The following is a 19,458-nucleotide window of genomic DNA, read 5'->3' as shown; positions in this document are numbered from 1 at the left end:
CGGGCAGGTAGATTGTAATTAATTTAAAGCCGTTGACGTATTGTTTTCAATACGTGCTGTATTTTCCTGCATCATTTTGCGCAACTGGCCAATGGGTTGCGTGAGAATACCATCTGAGAAATCACCTATACGTCCAGGTAATTTATTATCTATAGATTTAAAATAAGAAGCTGTTTGTTTTAGTTGCTTATTGTCAACGATATTATAAATCATTGAAGCACTTTCTGGAAAACCCTCGCTTCGAATAGCTCGGGAAGCATCCCTAACTATATTAGGATCATCTAACTCTTTAAAAACATAATCTGCAACCTTAGTTTTTAGAGGTAAGTTAATGCCATTTGAGACTACTCCTATAGTTTCTTTTACTGTTCCAGCTGCCTCTGCGATATTTTTGGCCTTTTCAATTATAACTTCTACAACTTTTGAAATTTGACCAACTGCTGGTATAAAAGCAAGCAAATAGGTAGCTAAAGTAAATTTTACATTTCTACTTTCCCGTACTAACCTTCCTTTTTCCTCACCTAAAAGCTCATCAATTTTAACCAGAACATCTTCTGCTAAAACAAAAGGCTGTGCGTCAAAATAATCAATTAATGTAGTGTCAGTTACTATACTATAATGCTCATTAAGCATGCTTAATTCATTAACAACCTCATAATATACCGCATTAACCTGTAGCTCATCTTTTAAAAGAGATTGCAGTGCGTTATCACGAATGGCGTTAATATTATCTGCAGACTCCTCATAAGATAATGTTAGGACAGCCTGTGCTTCAATATCCTCAAGCGTGGTTTTATATAAATTAATTTGACCGTTAATAACGTTAGGTAGTAAATCACGTAATCTACTTTTACCCCTCTCGATAATAGCGGTAGCTTCTTGCTCGTAATCTGCGGAGGTAAGTCTGGTCGTAGATTCATTTTCAACTAAAGCCCCTATAGATTTAAGTGAATTTGCATTGTAGTTATTTGTATTACAGCCAGAGATTAGAATTAAAATACAGGCAAGTGAAAGAATCTTTTTCATTTATAGAGGTTTTCCCAGGTTAATGGTATTAACGAGTTCTTTATTTCCTACTTCAGTTGAAAACTCAAAAAATACCGCATCATCACTTTCATAGAAATCAGGATCTACATCTGCCTGAAAGACTTCTTTTTGCAAAATACCTTTTTCATCATAGAATAAATCATACATAGATTCGCTCCCCATACCCCGCCCTATGCGTCTTATCCCCTCGCAGGTAACCTTGCTATTCGTGATTTTTAAATCGTAAATAAAAAAATAGTCTTCAGTCTCATAGAAATATTTATAAGTACCGTTTGCTGAAATTTTCTCATGATTTTTTCGAACAATATCTTTGCCTTCCTGAACCACACTACTTATTATTTTGTAGAAATTCCCTTCCTGATTATCTAGATAAACAGGTTTTGACTGAAACCAGTTATAAACAGTAGTGTACTCGGGGTACTTCTTTTTATAAAAAGCATAATAATCCTGAATTCGCTTTTTATCCAAAGAGTCAGACTCTAGCTTTCTATCGTCAAAATATTTAATAGGCCTTTTAATCAAATTACTATCTAGATAGGTTGCACTAGAGTTGAAAACCTCTTTAGATTTTTCTAAAAAACTTCCTTCATTTTTACACGATGCGATTGTAAGAACAAATAAAATAAACGCTCTTTTCATATTGGTTTTAGACTTTTAGATGGTTGATTTTAAAAGTATATATTTTGAATTGGATATCTCTAATTAAAAAGCCATTTGAAAGTACTTTTTTAAAAAGTATATCACCCTAACTTTTTAAAATCAAAGTGATACGTAAATAAAGACACCTCGTCATCCGTTTTTACTAAATCAATAAGGCGCTCTGTCGCCTGATGTAAGCAAATGATTCCTTTAACCGTTTTATCTGTTCCTTTTTTTAATCCTGTCATATAGCGTTTAACCTGCTGATACACTTCGACACCTGCATCATTTCTCTTAAGCTCTACTACATACAGTGTATCTGCCTTCTTATCTATTAACAAAAGATCAATAAAACCCTGAATATTTGGATCTGTGTATTGCTTACCGTAGACTTCATTATTTTGATAAACTTCTAAATTTTTACCAAAAATCTGTATCCCATATTTGATTTGAAGTTCTATTAGGTCTTCTAGATTTTTTTCAAGAGCCAACCGATTGGCGCTAACAAAATCTTTGATTCCAAAAGCTCTTTTCTTATGAAAAATTGGAGCTAAAATCTTATTTGCTGTTTCCTGTCGATTAATCTTATCCGAAACTGATTTGAGAAGAGACTTAATTAAAATCGAATTGGGTCTTAGCTTTCGTACACGTTCTAAGAACTTCCCCGCTTTCTTATATTTAGTCTGCTTATCTAAAGCGACTGTGTAGTTATTTACCCATATATCAAAATCAGTCTTATCATCAATATTAGCAGTGTAACTTTCAGTGATTGCAATAAGTGAATCTAGATCAAAAAGAGTTAATAACAATTTTCCATTTTCTTCTGCTGTTTTATACTCTCCAATACTTACTGCAGAGCTCAAAATATATTGACAGAGATCATAACTTAATAAAAGAATATCAGTATTATCTTTTAATTGCGGTACATTCTTTTGCAATTCCTGAATATCTGCCAAAACATATTTAAAAAGGCGTAAAGCATTTTCATAATTACTTAAGTTGTAATAACAAACCGCTAAATAATAATCTCCTAATGTATTTTCTACTGTTTTAAAGTAATGTAAAGCGCTTTCATAGGACTCATCTATTAAATAATCAATTCCACTAATAAAATTATAAGCTATTGTATCATCACTATAAAGCTTCAATTGCTTTCTCAAATAGAAATACTGCATTTCAGAAAAAAATGAAAAAAAATTAAGATGGTTAATTAAGAACATCAATGGTACCTCTTGAATATCTTTAATTACTTGCTCTGCATATATTTCTACAAATGAATTTGGCAATAAATGAATTACCTCTTCAAACCGTTTTGAATCTTCATCAATCATTTGTGTTTGCAAATCCATAAGCGCATCATAAGCTTCCTGAACATTATCAGGAATAGGATTTTCATTAGCTAAGATTGCTTTTTTATAAAAGTTTTGAAGACCGACTTCGCCTTGATTGTTATCTAATTTACTCATAATTTTATTTTACTTATTTAATCACTTCTCTAAAATATTCCAGAATCATCACCATTGCCAGCGTGTCGAGTTCGCAATAGCGCAGGAGTCCGTTTTCGATTTCCAGACGCTCTCGTTGGGATACGTCTTCAAATTGTAATTTTCCGTAAGCGGTAAGGGCTGCTCCCCCATCGCTGATGCCTTCAATGTTAGTCACTGCCCGATCCAGACTTTCGGCACTCCAATCGTCAAATAAAGGCCGTAAGTTTTTATATGGACTGATCACCTTTCCACCTTCATCCAACTCAATAAACCGGTGTGCATCGGGGAAATTAAGGCTGCTCACTCCTATTTCTTTTAATTGTTTGCTGTACTTCTCCTGCAAATAGGTGCTCGAATTGAGAACCGAAGGCAACACTGCTTTAATAGAATTTGAACCACCCATAGACAGCTCGTAGTAATACTTTACAACCATCTTATACAGATCAATCATATCCCGGTTTCCTTTCCAGTGATTAAAACTACTGCTGGTATTGTGACTGATGCGCTGTATAAAAGCCATTAACTCCCAGCGATCGGGTTCCTCTGATGCTTTTAGCTGATTAAAGATTACATTGAGAATGGTATTCTCGTGGTTGTGGTATCTAAAAATGCTTCCGGTATTGTACTGCAGGGATTTTTTAAGCGCTCGTATAAAATCAAAATTTGGGAACGCTCCTATTTGGGTATTAAGGTATTCGTTATGATGCTCTACCCGACCGTCCTCGTGTATGATGTGATGGCTAAACTGAAACGCCAATTGCTCGTAAGGGCGCATCCCTGCTAAAAACGGAATGGCAACTGCCGTAGTCTCAAAATCAATACAGTTAAGCGGCCAGGTAAATAGGCTAAATGCTTCCCGTAATCCTTCCAGTTCAAAATGAGGTTTGGGATCGTTGTTTAGTGTTTTTTGTACCTGAAGCGCTTGCCGAGCGGAAGTACTCAAACGCCCCACTTCGGGCTGATACTTTAAATCGTCTTCATCAAGCTGATGCATAAAATAGTTACCGGCTTCAATCAGTTTTCCTGAAGCTCTAAAGTTCCAAACATCATAGGTTTTGGGTTCGTTTACTTCGGCTTGCGATAATCCCAACTGGTGTTGCCAACATTTATGGAAACCGCTTTTTTGATCGAGATTGGGATTTTCAATGTAGAATTCGCAGCCTTTACAGTGCTTCCCTATAGGTGTGTAGATCTTTAGATCGCTCTCGTAGTGTATTTTGAAATGATGTGCCGTTTCAGCAAACGACTGACCTTCAAAAAGTGGATTACTCGTCAAGATCGTACTAATCTCATCTACTACATTAATCTTTGCCAGAATGCTTTCGCCTAAATCTGCTTTCGTCAATCCCGGTGCTACGCTAACTCCCGTTCTAAGACCAGAATCGGAAACCAATTTAAATTGCTGATTGAGTCCGTTAACAGTAGCGATAGCATCTTTATTGACCAGATTGAGATAGGCTGCAATTTTAAATTCAGGATGACATTGCTGAATCACATATTGCTGAAAAGCGACGTCGTATAAATATGCAGACCAGCTCCCGGTCACGTTGAATCCATCGTGAGTACTGGAGCGTATAGATTTGGCTTTGACTTCTATAAGCTGAATCTGGTTTTTCTTTTTTACTAAAATATCGGTGCGAATGAACAACCCGTCGTGTAAAAAAGCAGCTTCAAAGATGATTACCTCTTCCTGCTGTAAAAGTTCCTGAGTACGTGCAGCAAGGTCCCGATAGTTGTAATCTTCCCCCAGAATGGCAACTCCTTCGGGGTAATTCATACGTGCCAACCTTTCTACCTGAAAACCGCCCTGAGCCAAAGCTTCTAAAAAGGGATCTGCAATTTGCTGATTCTCATACTCCGGCTTGCGGGTATAAAAAAGCTTGGTAGGGCAATCGAGCGCTAGTTTAAAGCGGGATTTGGTCAGGTATCTGTTGTTTGTCTGGGGCGTCATAGCTTGTTATTTCAAATTAAAAGAATTCTTTTTTAGTTTTTTTACGGAAATCCTCAATTGGAGCAAATTTTTCCTATTTACTCCAGATTGAATATCAAAACTACAAGTATGGACCGCCAATTTGTGACGGACAAAAAACTATTAATACTGATCTAGAGCCTCCTGAAGCATACTTTTGATTTCTTCCCGAAGTTCTTTGGGTTCAAGCACCTCAGCAAAACAATGCATTTTTAAAATCTGAATTTTAAATTCGTAGTTGGGTATAATGCGGTAAGTGACAATCCCGTACTCCTGCCCTTTTTGCCATTCAATCTTTTGAGAATGATGCAACGGCAGGCTCTGTAAATACTTTAAATGTTTGTGGTATACTTTTAATTTTATGAATTTGGTTTTTCCGTTTCCCTCATTAAAGTTGAGTCCGATAATGTTGTGAAACCGGTTCAGTTGGTCTTCATAATCTTTATACTTGATTCTGCTCGCGCCGGCAGTGTCTAAATCCTTAAGGCGGTCAATTCCAAAAGTGCGTATTTCACTGGTTTTATCAGGAACGCCAATCAAGTACCAGCGGTTTAGATACTCTTTGATTTTTAACGGTGATACGGTGTATTCCTTTTCCGTATTTTCCCAATAATTAATATGTTTAAATGTTATTTTTTGCCGCTGCTGAATAGCCGTTATTAGAGTTTTAACCAAATCAATTCCTTTAAAAATAGAAGAATTGTCTAACTCAACAATATCTGAAAACTTACGTAAATCTATTTTCCCATCTTGTAGCAATTGGCCTACATTGGCAAATTCTACCAACTTCAAAAATTCATAGGTCTCCTTTAATGTACTGTCGTCAATTTTATAGCCATGGAGTGAAGAATCATAATCAATAGCAATAAAAAGTTCGTTACGTATTGCAGCGAGATCCCTTTCCAAAGTTCTTTTAGACTTAGGGTTAGAATCTACATCAGGATACAGACCCTTCATTATTTCGGCTTGACTAATGCCCTCATTGTTTTTTATTAAACTAACAATTTTACCCAATCGGGATAGTTTATCGTAAGTGCTCATCATCTGATTTTTGATAAATATAATATTTATACCGACATAAAATGACGGTCTTGAAAATTAATTTTACTGAAACTAAAAATTATGAATGCCAAGATGAAACTGTTACTTGAAGAACGAAAGGTAAAATTCGAACTTTTGAAAAAACAACTCGAAACGAGTAAAGATTTAGTATATGAAATAAAAAGCGCTTCAGTTTCCGTTCAAAAATACGAGCAGGCAGCAATCGAGTGGGAGATAGAAAAATTTTTGAATGAATCTTTTGAGCGAGTTGAGCATTTGCAGAATAAACTATAAAATAGATTGAGGTTATAAGCTTTTGTTTTATCAGCATTACTCTAAATACTTTGAATATAGATTATCGTAAGAGGTAAATAAAAAAGGTGGAAAACACCCGCATATAAGATTTGTTGAAAAAATTTAAAAATCTTTAATTTACATTACCAACCCACTTAAAATCAAAATATTATGAAATATTATTTACTAATTATTTACTAATTATTTATGTACTATTTACATCAGTCGCTTTTAGTCAAGATATTATCAAACTTACTGTACCCATTAAAATTTCAGAAGAAGGCGGTACTCCCTTAATAAAAAATTTACCAACTGCAGACGCGACGGCGATAACACCAACTTATCTGGATAGTTATAAATATAAAGTCGTTAACATGGGTAACACTACGGTAGAACTTATAGCAATACCTTTTAATGTAAAATCTGATTATGCGAAAATTTATAATAATAAAATCTTCACCATATCCAAAGATGATTTTACGAAATATCACGAAGTGGTTAAAAATCAAAATGATGCAATAATTTCTATTGGCTTACTAACGCTCCCTATTAAAATGAGACCTCAGAAGAAGTTCTCTTTCGATTCAGAGTTTAACTTTAACTCTACGCTAAATATTCGTTTAAAACCTATCCAAGATGACTTTAGTTTCAATTGGCAATTGGGTGCAGGTTTAGGTACAGTAGGTCTTAATACAGATAATGCATCTGGTATAGAAGACGGGAAATCTACCGATGTAAGTACCGCAACAGTTCTAACAGGGTTTATGTTTCAATATAGAAATGTGCAGTTTGGTATATATTCAGGTTTTGACTGGATTAATAATCAAGAAAATTATCAATGGGATAGCCATGGCAAACCCTGGGTATCCTTAGGTATTGGTTTAAATATTTTTAAACTTAATATTGATAATGACAAACAAACACAAGATGCAAAAAAGCAAAAAAGTTGTGAGATGGGACAATTATAATTCCACCAAATCAAAGAATAGCTCACCACTATTAAACAAAAACCCCCCTGCAAATCTGTTGATTTGCAGGGGGGTTTTCTTTTTAATGCTGCTTCAATTATGCATTTAGAATATCGCGTAATTCTTTTGCTGCAGCTGCAGGATCTTCTGCCCCGTAGATTGCACCGCCGGCAACGGCTACTACGGCTCCAGATTCTTTTACTGCTTTGATGGTATCTTTGTTTACACCACCTGCGATCGATACCGGTACACCGGCGCTTTTAGCTTCATCGATTAGCACCTGAACAGAATAACCATCAAGCGCCTGCTCATCTAAACCAGCGTGTAATTCAACAAATTTTACACCAAATTCTGAAACTTCCTTGGCGCGTTTTACGCGGTCTTTAACACCTATTGTATCAACAACAACTCCTTTATTACGCTCATTTGCTGCTTTAACAGCTCCTTTAATCGTCGCATCATCTACAGATCCTAAAATCGTAACAAAATCTGCTCCTGCGTCAAAAGCAAGACCCGCTTCTAACTCACCGGTATCTGCAGTTTTAAAATCTGCAAATACCTGCTTGTCAGGAAATGCATCTTTCATAGCTCGTATTACCGAAACACCTTCACTCTTAATTAACGGAGTTCCTAATTCTATAATATCTACGTAAGGTGCCACTTTTTCTGCAAGAGCCAGTGCCTCTTTAGTACTTAATAAATCTATTGCTACTTGTAACTTAGTCATACTATTTTTTTTAATTTATTTATTAGTGTATTCGTGTTATTCTAAATTTGAATGACGCTTGTATAAGGTCTCGGCACTGCTGCCATCTACCTTCCAAAGGGTTTGTATAAGTGCGTCAAAAAACAATAAGAGTCCCTGTTCAAAAAGGCTTCCTGCATATTGTTCTGAAATTGTATTGTTATGCGCCTCCTTCTGCGCTGCTGGTATGTGTACAACATACGTACTCAATGCCGCTAACTCTGAAGTTTTATCAGTCGTAAAACTTATAACTTCTGCTCCCACTTCTTTAGCCGTCTTGGCTGCTCTAATTACTGTAGCCGTGGTTCCAGATCCCGAGCCTGCGATAAGTAAATCACCTTCCTGTATGGCCGGTGTGGTGGTCTCACCTACTACATATGCATCAAAACCTAAATGCATCAAACGCATTGCTGCTGCCTGCATCATAAGCCCACTACGTCCCATACCTATTAAAAATATAGACCCTGAGTTTGTGATTGGAGCAACTATATTGCGTAATTCCTTAAAATCAAAATGTTTTACAAGTTCTAAGTGCTCATTAATGATTGAAGTCATTGCCTGCTCACTAAGGTTTGTTAAATCGCTATCTGAATGTTCCATATTTTCTTTACTTTTTATTACGCTCTGCAAAGTTACCTGATGAACTTGCAGAGCGGTGTTACTATATGGCAGATGTCTGGTACAATTTGCCAATCACACATAAAATTTTGTTAATAACACTTGCAATCGTGGTACTATATGGAAATTAGACTCTCTTTACATCGTATTAAACTCAAAATTAACCTAACGCACTCCCTAGAATGCTCAGCGATAAAACCATTTACATACGTGATCTTGCTAATTGTCCTCCTTCTTATTTAGATGACCCGGGACGGCGTGAGTTTTTTGAAATTGTATGGTTGAATAATGAGGAAGCGCTACACGAGCCACAGCACGATTTTCAAACTTTAAGAGGCGATTGGATTTATTTGATTCCGCCCTACCGTGTACACCAACTCAATAAAGCGGGTAAAAAAGGAGTACTTATTTCGTTTAAGCAAGAACTCCTTGAAGATGACCTAAAGGAATTTTTACTCGATGTTTTTAGGATGTTTAATATTCAGGGCGAATTTTCCTGTCTTCAGGTAACAGATGAAAGTGAGAAAGGTCTTCTGGCGATTTACAATTTGATGAATGAAGAATACAGTCAGGATGAAGTAAATCTCATTATGATTAAAGCGCTTCTCAAGGTTTTTCTACTGAAATTAATTCAGTTAAAAGAACAGCATTTTACCCTGCAAGATATTAATGAGAAACGCATTTATGAGTTTATGATGCTCATCGAACTCAATTTTTATGAAGAACGTAAAGCAGATTTTTACGCAAACAAACTCGATATGAGTACTAAGAGACTCAATCAAATATTGAAAGAAAAATTAGATAAAACGGCTGTTCAATTAATACACGACCGGGTTATTCTTGAAGCGAAACGCCAAATTATTCACAGCGAAAATACCATTAAAGAAATCGCTTACAATCTCCAGTTTAAAGACCCCTCCTATTTTAGTCGGTTTTTCAAATTACACACCAATCAGTCTCCAAACGAATTTCAGGATAAGGTTAAACAGCACGTTATCGTACACGACAATACCCTGTATGCTTAGCTAAATAAATAGTTAAGTTACTTAAAGTTGATGTTCCTTTTAACTTAGGCATAACCTGTAGATAACAATCTGGTTTTTTAAAAATTCTATTTTTAAAATACTATGAATATTACTTTCGCCGCGCCTGTAAACGAATATCAGAATTTTAATAAGTTCTGTTTATATGCTTATTTAAAGGATTCTAATTATCATAAACTTGAAGACCGGTCTAAACTTATAACGTTTAAAAAAGGAACTTATATTTATCAACCACCGGCAAATCAAGGCTATATTTATCAGATTGTAAGTGGAGCTGTAAAACTTGGTTCGTACACAGAGACAGGAACCGAGTTTGTTCATGACATCATTCATACTGGTGATTATTTTGGTAATTTAAAATACCTCAACAATCAGTTTTTTGAGTTTTCTAAAACCTTAGTCAGCACAACAATAAGAGTTTATAACTTAGACTTTTTTAAAGAGATTGTACCTCAAGATCCATTTTTAGCAGAGTGGTTTATGTCGTATTTAGTCAAACGCTGGTGCCAGAGTGAGAAGAAAATAAAAATTATAAAAGAAAAAGATCCTGTATTAAAAATTAAAAGCTTGCGCACCTTATACAAAGTAAAAATTATTGATGCTGAAAATGAAGAATACAGCTTATATGATTTACTTACCCAGCAAGAGCTGGGGGATATTGCTGGTGCTTCACGCCAGACAATATCCCTTGCTCAGAAACTCTAAAATCAATCTTACTATTCTACAATAATTCCGGGATGGTAAATCCCATCTTTAACGGCAAAGTCAAGGTTTAAAAGTTTTGATATTAAAGGCGCTATATCCTCAAGACCTATTACATCAATCTGTTTTGAAATACTAGCTACTCCTGCTCCAGAAATCACAAACCCTGTTTGTATTTGCTTAATATCAGGAAAATAGCCGTGGGTCCCGCCAGAACGTGCTTCTAAAAGTGGCCCTGTAGCTTTACCAGACATTGCAATCCCGGGAATAGGGTTTATAGCTAATACCACATTAGGATCTGTCCCTATTTCTTGTAGCTCTTCTTGTCCAACTACTCTAAATAATTTTTTTATTGATACCGGCAAACCAGCTAATTTCGCATTAATTTCAGCCAGAGTTTTGGTGTCATTTTTATCTTTTAAATGTAAAAAAGCAGCAGCCCCTGATGTATTAAAATAAGCCTTCCACTCTTTGCGTTCTGTATCTGCATTTACAATTCCTAGTTCACTCAACCATACATTAGGTTTTAAAGCGGAATGAATATCTACAAAACCGTGATCTCCGGTAATAATGAATGTCGTTCTATCTAAAACACCTGCGCGCTCTGCAGCTTCCTTAATCTTACCTATAGCACGATCAATCGCAGCTAATGCAAACGGAACTTTTTTTCCTTCCCTACCCTCTTCGTGCTGAAAGTGATCACTTGCAATAAGATGTATGGTCATAAAATTAGGCTTATACTCTTCCAGTACGTAAGCCGCCATCTCCCCGGTACGATCTTCCCTATTTAAATAATCTCCATTAAATGTGCGTTCATTCATTTTACCAAGCACTGCGGTTTCCATTTCTGCTAACAATCCTTTTGGAGTCTCGTTATCGCGCATAGGTTCAATTCTCCCATACGCTCTGTCAAGCGTCCATACTTCGGGAATATTATAGGTTACGGGGGCACCTACAGAAACCGGCCAGATGAAACTTGCGCTCGTCAAACCCTTCTTTTTAACAGCATCATATAAAGTAGGTGTCTTGATTAAATTATACTCCCAATACCATTTTTCTGAAGGCTCATCATACTCAAACGGACTATTGTAATAAATACCATGAGTTGCGGGTAATGCTCCTGTTATTAAGGTTGTATGTGATGGGTAGGTCACTGATGGAAAAACCCCTCGTACACCATTTGCAGTCACTCCGCTTTCAGCAAAGGTTTTTATATTAGGAACCGGCCATTTTGATTCTTTATAAAATTCGGGTCTAAAACCGTCTATTGAAATTAAAACTACGTGATCTACAATACGGGTATTCTGAGCCTTTACCGCGTTAGTCATTACCATCGTAAAAAAAACTAATGTAGCTTTTAAAATATATGTGTTCATAGGTTGTGTATTAAAGGCTCCCTGTAAGGAGCCTTTTTCATCTATAGTTAGAATAATTTTTAATTGAAAGAGTAACGCATTCCCAATTGTAGTCTCCAGGGGGTTCCGTTTATAGGTTCTGTACCAGCCCCTGTTTGTACACCATAGGTGTACGATTGTGTAGTCGCATCAAAACCATTTATCCGCATAAGGTCTCTATTTCCAAAATTATTGGTGTTGCCCCAATCCTTATTAAGTAAGTTTGAAAAGTTGAAGATGTCTGCAGATAATTCTAAAGCGTGCGTTTTGGCTCCTTTAAAAACAAATTTTTTCTGAAGCCTTAAATCTATGGTTGCTGCAAATGGATTTTTACCACCATTACGTTCTGCAAACCCTCCATAACTTGCTTTTAAATAGTCTTTAAATCCTGATGAAGTTTCAGGATCTGCTAAAATCTGATTATATGCATCCCGTATATTCTGTGGGGTATTGGGGTCGTTAGGATCAAAAATATACGCAATATCATTACTCAGGTTGAAGTCTCCATTTGCACTGGTATTACTTGCCGTCATCAAACTATAACGGGTACCACCAGTACCGGTAATTGTAGCTCCTAAAACGAAACCTTTCCATGTAGGTGATGCGCCATTTATAACAAATTTACTTCCAAATTGATTATCTGAATACCCATAATTGAGCGCTCTGGGATCTCCTGTAACCGGTAAAAACGTAGAGGTGTTTGCAACACAACAGTTGTAAGAAGAATTATCTTTTGCTCTATTTAGCGTAAAACTTGCATTTACATAACCATCGTCACCCAGGCGTGCTGTGCCCTCTACTATTAAAGATGCATTATCAAGAATACCATCTGGTCTCAATACTAAGGTTCTACCTACTGCTTCAGAAATTCTTGAATTTGTCCAATCTGTTCTTCCGTCTTCTCCTATGCTTTCGGCAGGTACAAATACAGGTCTTCCTTCTGGAGTGATAAAGTAAGGTTCTGCTACTAAATTAGTTTCCTGATAAACATAATTATTTTTAGTATGACTTAAAAGCGCATTGAATCCCAGACTATATCTGCTTCCGAAGAAATGTGTATAACTCAAGTTACCCTTAAAAATAGTAGGCACTTCAAAATTTTCAGCTACAGCGTTAATTGTTGAGAATGCGGTAACGCCTTCAGGAATTCCCGGCACCGTTGAAGGATCATTGCGATAACCCGGAAAATTAGGTGTAGGCACATTCGCTCCTGTAACATCAATCGCACCTAACAAAGTACCACTATTTTGAATATTATTTACCTGCGCATAGTAATGTGGTTGAGCCGTAAACATACCACCTCCTAATTTTAAAATATCTCTGCTTTTGCCTTTTACATTCCACGTTAACTGAAAACGGGGCTGTATGTTATCATAATCATTAGGTCGCTCATCGGTGCGAATTCCCAGTTCATTAAATACAACAGGATTAAATTCTGCAGCATCTTGAAAGTAAGTTGCATCCCAACGCACACCACCTGTGAAGTCTAAGTCTGGTGTGATCTCAAAATCTACCTGGGCAAATAAAGAAAGATCGAGAACAGTTTGCTTTACAATAGGTAAACCTTGTAAAGGCACTTCACGTGCATAACGCGACGGATTTAAATTTGCAAAATCATCTAAAGAATCAAAAAAGAATCGCCCGTTTTGTTCATTAGAAAGTAACGTCTCTAATGATGTAATCATATTATCTGTACCCAAAGTAAAATTAAATTTACCAGCATTTACATAGGTTATATTAGTAAACTGAAACTGGTTTTCAACATTGGTTTCTGGCGTATAACGCTGGCCTCCTAATTGAACACTTTGCGTGCGATTAGTACCATTAGGTAATTCTGATGAAACCTGTACTATAGCCCTGGGTATATTTGATGATGGGAGTTGAGAACTTGGCGTATATGCGCGTTCTGCATGCTGGTATTGAAATTTAAGTTCGTTTGTTACCTTTTGAGAAAACACAGAACGTAGCGATAGAAAAGTACTATTCTCTTGAGACTCAAAATCTGAATAGGTTTCTGCAACTTCAATATTACTGTTATCACTTACACTTAATGGATTTTCCCATTTATTGAACAAATTACGTAATGTGAGTTTATGCTTCTTATTTATTTGCCAGTCTAAACGTACAAATAAGTTATTTACGTGGGTCTCTCTATCAAACTGCCCTATTTGCTGTTGATCGCCCAGACCATAACTATCTCTACCTATTTGTAAAAAACGATCTAAACTCGCCTGAGTAATTCCCAGACGGTTCGCATCGTCATCACTTTGTATATCTGCTATACTAACCGGGTCGCCGGCATCCTGACGCTCATAAACTAAAAAGAAATGCAATTTATCTTTAACTAAGGGTCCGCCTAAGCTTAGACCATATTGAGAATTGTAAAAATCTGCTTCTCGACGTTCTCCCTGTATGTTATAATTGCTTTGCAGCGCATCTGCTCTATGGTAAAAAAAAGTACTGCCGGTAAACTCATTAGTTCCTGATTTTGTAACAGAGGTAATTGCACCACCACCCTGTCGACCTTGAGTTACATTATAGTCATTTGTACTTACTTCAAATTCGCGTATGGCCTCTAATGAAATTGTATAAGGTCCCTGACCTACCTCGCCCGCTGTAAGTTGATTTCTAAAGTTTACACCATCTATAGTAACATTTGTAGACGATCTACGCTGACCTCCCAGGTTTATAGAACCACCTCCCTGAAGCGGAGAAAGACTCGTAAGGTTTGTAAAATTTCTTCCTTCAGTAGGTAGATTTTTAATTTGTGTACTGCTGATTTTAGTTGAGGCTCCTAGCTGATCTATACGTTTTGTAAGGTTTGTAGCTTTAATTGTTACCGCATCGAGTGATGTTGATTCTTCCTGCAATATAAAATCAAGATCTACCACATCACTCAAGTTAAGTGTTATGTTATCTCTTATAACTTCTTGAAATCCCATATACCGAGCTGCAACAGTGTATGGCCCACCTAATGGTAATTGATTTAGTGAAAATTCTCCTTTCTCATTAGCCACAGCTCCAAAAACAAAGCCGGTAGCTGTATTCGTAACAATAATTTCGGCACCCATAAGTGGTACTCCTGTATTGTCTAAAACAGTTCCTTTAATTTTAGTGTTTGTTGATTGTGCGCTTAATGTTGAAGAAAATGTGAGCAAAAGTAAACTCACACTAAAAAGTTTAAATAAAAACCGAACTTTTAAAAAAGATCGATACAGAGTAACATTTTTCATTGTTTTGATAGTTGAATTATTTACCGGCGAAAATAATTGAGCTATCTACGATCAAATGTTAGCTTTTAACATGAACACTTCACTTAACACTGTTTTTACTTTTTAATAACAGAGTCATCGTAAAGCACTTTTTAATAGATAAAAAATACTTACTTCACTTTTTTAGTTGGATTATACGTTTTTTGAAAACAGGGGTTTAATTTACTATTGCGGTAATTGCGGAGCACGTATACGCGTATCTCCCGAAGATAATGTACCTATAAAAGCCTCTAAAGCATTCATTTCATCCCGCGTAAGATTTAATTTTTGAAGTAATGGCGAGACTTCAGGAATTAGCGAATCGCGGGGAGTTCCTAAATATCGTTTTTGAACCACCTGTGGGTTTCCTAGATTGTAAAATTCAATAACATCTTTTATAGAGGGGAAATGACCGTGATGCATCCACGGGCCGGTGCGGGCTACTTCACGTAAGGTAGGCGTTCTAAATTTACCAATATCGGCAGTATCTCCGGTTACATTGAAGCGCCCAAAATCTTCGTCTTTGGTACCAAATAAGACCTGCCCGTCATTATGGTATTGATTATCACTAAAATACCCTGTATTATGACAATTGATACATCGGGCTTTAGTTCTAAACAGATGCAATCCCAGCACTTCTTCATCTGTAAACACCTCGGGTTTGTTGTCTATAAACCGATCAAATTTACTGGTGTGACTTACAATAGTACGCTCAAAGGTTGCAATGGCCTTTTGAATTTTATCTAATGATACTTCATCCGCTCCAAACGCCTCTTTAAACAAGGGTTTATAACCTTCAACTGCTGCAATTTTATCAACAGCAATATTCAGTTCTTCATTCATCTCTACCTGATCTGCAATGGGAAAACGCGCCTGATCTTCCAGACTTTTTGCCCTTCCATCCCAAAACAATTCGTGAGCAAATGCCGCGTTCATAATGGTCATCGCATTCCGTTTGCCGTTTTGACGATCGTGGCCAAAGGAACGTGTAATATTATCGGTCCAGGCCAGCTCAGAATTGTGACACGAAGCACAGGCTATTTGTCCACTAACAGACAATCGTGGGTCAAAAAACAACTTCTTACCCAGGTCTACTTTTGATTTAGAAAATGGGTTATCCTCAGGATGAATCACTTCAGGCAAATGCCCAATATCTTCAAAGTCTGTTATAGAACTATCTAAATGGGGTTTTGGCCAATTTTCAAGATTCCCTGATGCATAGACTTCCCGTAAGTAGGCTATAGACTCATAATCTGCTTCTGCCGCCTGTTCTTTACAACCTAAACAAACACCTGCTAAAAATAGTAATCCAAATAACAATCGCATAGGTAAGAGTTTAAAGTTCGATTTCATTTACACAACTGTTTCCGGGGAGGTCTGTAGGATCTTCATAGCCCCTGTCACTGTATATAAAATATTCTGAAGTTATGGTGCCCCCATACAATTCTTCGTTGGTAACTCGTAGCTGCATTTTTATTTTCCAAAGACTCGCATTGACCTGTCTATAAGTTCCTGACCCAGAAATCGCAAACTCATACAATTTATCATCCCGGCTTGAAATCGCAAGAAATTGCGGGATGACCGAAACCGTGCCCTGGGTAGTGCTGGTTCCATTTTCAGGAAAAAATTCGATTGCCGTTTCAATATTAAAACCCGGTGAAGTATCTGCATTGGTTGACTCATTGTCAAACCAACGTTGCAGGTTAAACGGGTTAGTAGTTCGGTTAGGCAAAGAAGACTTAAAACCCATTTTAAAAGCGTCATAATAAATATCATCATCGGTCTCGGGAGTACCGTTATCTGAACCTAAAATCGCATTGGGATCATCTGCAGATACCACTACAGGCACCGCAAATGCCGTCCAGGATCTCCAGCTACATATGCCATCATTATCGTGATCCATCCAGTTTTCGCCGCGTACCAAGTAAAACGGATTGCTGGTATCGTAAAAATGCGAAGCAGGATTAGTTGCTAAAACCCGATTGGTCTTAATAGGCTTTATTACCAGTAAATTACTATTACCTAAAATTTGATAATTGGTTACTGACGCAAGTGATACAATAGACTGAAAGTTTACATCGTCATTAGCCAGATTTTCATTTAGCGTAAGGGTATATTCAATAAAATCTACACCTAATTTTGAGCGTTCCAAATCAAAATCAAACCCATTTAAATATTGAAACAAAGAAGCATCATCAATTTCTGAAGCGATATAACCTGCCGGAAATTCTACTCTAAAAGTGGTGGTCTCCCCTGCTGTACCGGCTAACTCGATACGACTGGTACTAAAACGATACGAAGTGTTTATGTCTCCCAGTGCTAATGTAAAAGTTGTATTAGGACTCGTAGTGTTTAAATTTCCCAGTTGAACTGAAGCGTCAGAAACCGAAGTCAAGGTAAACTCGAGTTGGTCACTACCGCTCCACCGGTCATTAAAGTTTACAAAAATGGTATCTGTAGGTTGTGCTGCCGTAAAAGTAAGTTGCTCGGGTACTGCTGTATATGCCGAAGCCGGTAAAGTAGATGCGATTTCATAAGCCGCAGTGACCGTACCTTCATGTGATCGCGAACTCATACTAACCGGAATTTTAACCGTTTTTAAAGAAGTATTGGTATACCTCGATATTGGAAGCCGGCTTCCGGTTACCTCAGGAAATTCTAGCGGTTCGTTGTTGCTGTTAACTAGAAAATTAAATCGTACAAAAGATGTAAAATCCTGATTTTCCTGATTGCTTAGATCGTCATCTGTACACGCCAAAATGATTCCTAAAACGAGTAATAATAAAAGTTTAGTAGCCTTCATTTTGTATAAGATTTGCGTTGAGGTTTATATTGTTTTGGGGTATGGGAAGTACAAAAAAGTTTGATGGGTAAATGAGTGTACAGGTTTGTGCAATACACCCGTCATTGCGGTTTATAGAACGCCCCTGACGTTTAAGATCAAAAAGTAAATGCCTTTCAAAAGCGAGTTCGCGCCTGCGCTCCAGAAAAATTAATTCTTCGAGATTTGTGGCATTGGTAAGGGCTGGTAAGTTTGCTCGTTCCCGAATTGCGTTTAAATAGGTAAGTGCATCACTAGTACGGCCAAGTTGCTGTGCCGCTTCTGCTGCAATAAGATACACCTCACTCAATCGTATGACCGGAGTAGACGGTTCTCCCTGAAATTTTTTAGTAAAATAATAGTTTCGGTTTACCTGCTGTATCCCTTCTAAAGTTGGTAAAGAAGCCTCAATAAACATGTCTTTACGTACATCATCTGCTGCGTATAAATCGAGTAAATCTTGTGATGCAACAAAATCGCCGTACGAGGTTGACGAACTTATACCGTAAGTTGCCGCCAGCGATCCTCCTAGTGATCCATCAGTGTCTCGTCGCACCGAAAGTTCTAATAAGGTTTCAGAAATGGGTGCCAGTGGCTGTTCCCATGAGGCTACATAATCTGCCCGAGGGGTAAGCATCACACCTGAAGTTAAAATCACATCTTCTGCAAGGTCAAAAGCATTTTGCCAGTCTTGCTGAGATAGATAAACACGTGCTAACAAAGCTTTAGCATTGGCTAAATTTACATACGAATAATCTGGACCGGCAAGAACCTGTGTCTCTGTAAAAAGATTAAGTGCGGTATTAAAATCGGTTGCAATTGCATCATAGGTTTCGGTTAACGTTGCTCTGGCGGCATACTGCAATTCTTCCTGTAAACTTTCGGTTTTATAAACAATTCCTTTTTTAACTTCCGAAGAAAAATGAAAATCCTGCGCATAGACCTGTACCAGCATAAAATGCATTAATCCTCTAAACACAAGCGCTTCTGCGTGAATTTGATCACGCTCTTCTGCGGAAAGATTTGCGGCAGTATCCAGATTTTCAATAATAAGATTAGCTGCGTTTACATTTGTATAACAGGCATCGTAAAAACTATCCAGGTCACTATCTAAAGCCGTATCAGTAAAGCTATAAACCTGTTCCAGATTTACCGGCACATTGATTTGACCTACTCTACTTCCCGAAGCTACGGGTGAGAATTTTATATTTCCGCCTTGTAAATCTGCATAAACTGTATAAGGGCTCGTACGTAGTGTAGCTTCTACATTAGAATATAAACCCGCGAGCGCCTCGAGTATTCCTTCTTTAGTTGCCAGTTGCTCGTCTATAGATATCTGACTACCGGGTTCTTGTTCTAAAAAGTCACTACAGCCTAAAACACTAAGACTTAGCAACACTATCGTAAATTTTAAAAATATATTTTTCATAACTGTCTGG

General features: G+C 37.1%; 16 protein-coding genes. 4 read left to right on the top strand and 12 right to left on the bottom strand.

The annotated features are described in order from the left end of the window. Positions 1-18: 18 nt before the first annotated feature. The 5 genes from ACIGAM_RS11745 to ACIGAM_RS11725 all read right to left on the bottom strand — a co-directional run bounded on the left by ACIGAM_RS11745 (position 19) and on the right by ACIGAM_RS11725 (position 6,186). Positions 19-1,026: a hypothetical protein gene (locus ACIGAM_RS11745; RefSeq protein WP_396511627.1), complete on the bottom strand. Its 1,008-nt coding sequence runs from the start codon at positions 1,024-1,026 to the stop codon at positions 19-21. Beyond that, positions 1,027-1,686: a hypothetical protein gene (locus ACIGAM_RS11740; protein WP_396511626.1), complete on the bottom strand. Its 660-nt coding sequence runs from the start codon at positions 1,684-1,686 to the stop codon at positions 1,027-1,029. A gap of 101 nt (positions 1,687-1,787) precedes the next feature. Then, entirely contained in the window at positions 1,788-3,152 is a 1,365-nt protein-coding gene (locus ACIGAM_RS11735) for an endonuclease NucS domain-containing protein (protein WP_396511625.1), read from the bottom strand. 13 nt (positions 3,153-3,165) lie between these two features. Then, positions 3,166-5,124 carry a DUF2779 domain-containing protein gene (locus ACIGAM_RS11730; protein ID WP_396511624.1) on the bottom strand — a complete coding sequence of 653 codons (1,959 nt, stop codon included), beginning with the start codon at positions 5,122-5,124 and terminating at the stop codon, positions 3,166-3,168. A 141-nt stretch (positions 5,125-5,265) separates the two neighbouring features. Beyond that, positions 5,266-6,186 carry a helix-turn-helix transcriptional regulator gene (locus tag ACIGAM_RS11725; protein WP_396511623.1) on the bottom strand — a complete coding sequence of 307 codons (921 nt, stop codon included), beginning with the start codon at positions 6,184-6,186 and terminating at the stop codon, positions 5,266-5,268. A gap of 132 nt (positions 6,187-6,318) precedes the next feature. Here ACIGAM_RS11725 and ACIGAM_RS11720 point away from each other — a divergent pair, with 132 nt between their 5' ends. Beyond that, complete coding sequence (locus ACIGAM_RS11720; RefSeq protein ID WP_396511622.1) at positions 6,319-6,477, top strand: hypothetical protein; 159 nt, start codon at positions 6,319-6,321, stop codon at positions 6,475-6,477. A gap of 374 nt (positions 6,478-6,851) precedes the next feature. Continuing rightward, positions 6,852-7,445, top strand: coding sequence for a hypothetical protein (locus ACIGAM_RS11715; RefSeq protein ID WP_396511621.1), 594 nt, complete (start codon positions 6,852-6,854; stop codon positions 7,443-7,445). Between the two features lie 97 nt (positions 7,446-7,542). Here ACIGAM_RS11715 and hxlA read toward each other — a convergent pair whose 3' ends face one another. Continuing rightward, complete coding sequence (gene hxlA / locus ACIGAM_RS11710) at positions 7,543-8,172, bottom strand: 3-hexulose-6-phosphate synthase (protein WP_396511620.1); 630 nt, start codon at positions 8,170-8,172, stop codon at positions 7,543-7,545. A 36-nt stretch (positions 8,173-8,208) separates the two neighbouring features. Then, positions 8,209-8,790 carry a 6-phospho-3-hexuloisomerase gene (hxlB, locus tag ACIGAM_RS11705; protein ID WP_396511619.1) on the bottom strand — a complete coding sequence of 194 codons (582 nt, stop codon included), beginning with the start codon at positions 8,788-8,790 and terminating at the stop codon, positions 8,209-8,211. Positions 8,791-8,990: 200 nt separating this feature from the next. Here hxlB and ACIGAM_RS11700 point away from each other — a divergent pair, with 200 nt between their 5' ends. Next, on the top strand, positions 8,991-9,833 hold the full coding sequence (locus ACIGAM_RS11700) for a helix-turn-helix domain-containing protein (RefSeq protein ID WP_396511618.1): 843 nt from the start codon (positions 8,991-8,993) through the stop codon (positions 9,831-9,833). A gap of 102 nt (positions 9,834-9,935) precedes the next feature. After that, positions 9,936-10,556 (top strand): Crp/Fnr family transcriptional regulator, encoded by a 621-nt coding sequence (locus ACIGAM_RS11695; RefSeq protein ID WP_396511617.1) that lies wholly within the window; start codon positions 9,936-9,938, stop codon positions 10,554-10,556. An 11-nt stretch (positions 10,557-10,567) separates the two neighbouring features. On the opposite strand, the gene ACIGAM_RS11690 is transcribed toward ACIGAM_RS11695, so the two are convergent. The 5 genes from ACIGAM_RS11690 to ACIGAM_RS11670 all read right to left on the bottom strand — a co-directional run bounded on the left by ACIGAM_RS11690 (position 10,568) and on the right by ACIGAM_RS11670 (position 19,448). After that, positions 10,568-11,929 carry an alkaline phosphatase family protein gene (locus tag ACIGAM_RS11690; RefSeq protein WP_396511616.1) on the bottom strand — a complete coding sequence of 454 codons (1,362 nt, stop codon included), beginning with the start codon at positions 11,927-11,929 and terminating at the stop codon, positions 10,568-10,570. 59 nt (positions 11,930-11,988) lie between these two features. Next, complete coding sequence (locus tag ACIGAM_RS11685) at positions 11,989-15,117, bottom strand: carboxypeptidase regulatory-like domain-containing protein (protein ID WP_396511615.1); 3,129 nt, start codon at positions 15,115-15,117, stop codon at positions 11,989-11,991. Positions 15,118-15,384: 267 nt separating this feature from the next. Beyond that, positions 15,385-16,524 carry a cytochrome-c peroxidase gene (locus tag ACIGAM_RS11680; protein ID WP_396511614.1) on the bottom strand — a complete coding sequence of 380 codons (1,140 nt, stop codon included), beginning with the start codon at positions 16,522-16,524 and terminating at the stop codon, positions 15,385-15,387. 10 nt (positions 16,525-16,534) lie between these two features. Then, positions 16,535-18,001, bottom strand: a complete 1,467-nt coding sequence (locus ACIGAM_RS11675) for a hypothetical protein (RefSeq protein WP_396511613.1) — start codon at positions 17,999-18,001, stop codon at positions 16,535-16,537. Continuing rightward, positions 17,988-19,448, bottom strand: a complete 1,461-nt coding sequence (locus tag ACIGAM_RS11670) for a RagB/SusD family nutrient uptake outer membrane protein (RefSeq protein WP_396511612.1) — start codon at positions 19,446-19,448, stop codon at positions 17,988-17,990. The genes ACIGAM_RS11675 and ACIGAM_RS11670 overlap by 14 nt, the downstream gene beginning before the upstream one ends. Between the last annotated feature and the right edge of the window lie 10 nt (positions 19,449-19,458).

This window comes from Leeuwenhoekiella sp. NPDC079379, from assembly GCF_044542075.1.
Lineage (GTDB): Bacteria > Bacteroidota > Bacteroidia > Flavobacteriales > Flavobacteriaceae > Leeuwenhoekiella.
Note: the sequence above shows the minus strand (reverse complement) of the source record. Positions and strands in the feature narration are given on the sequence as shown.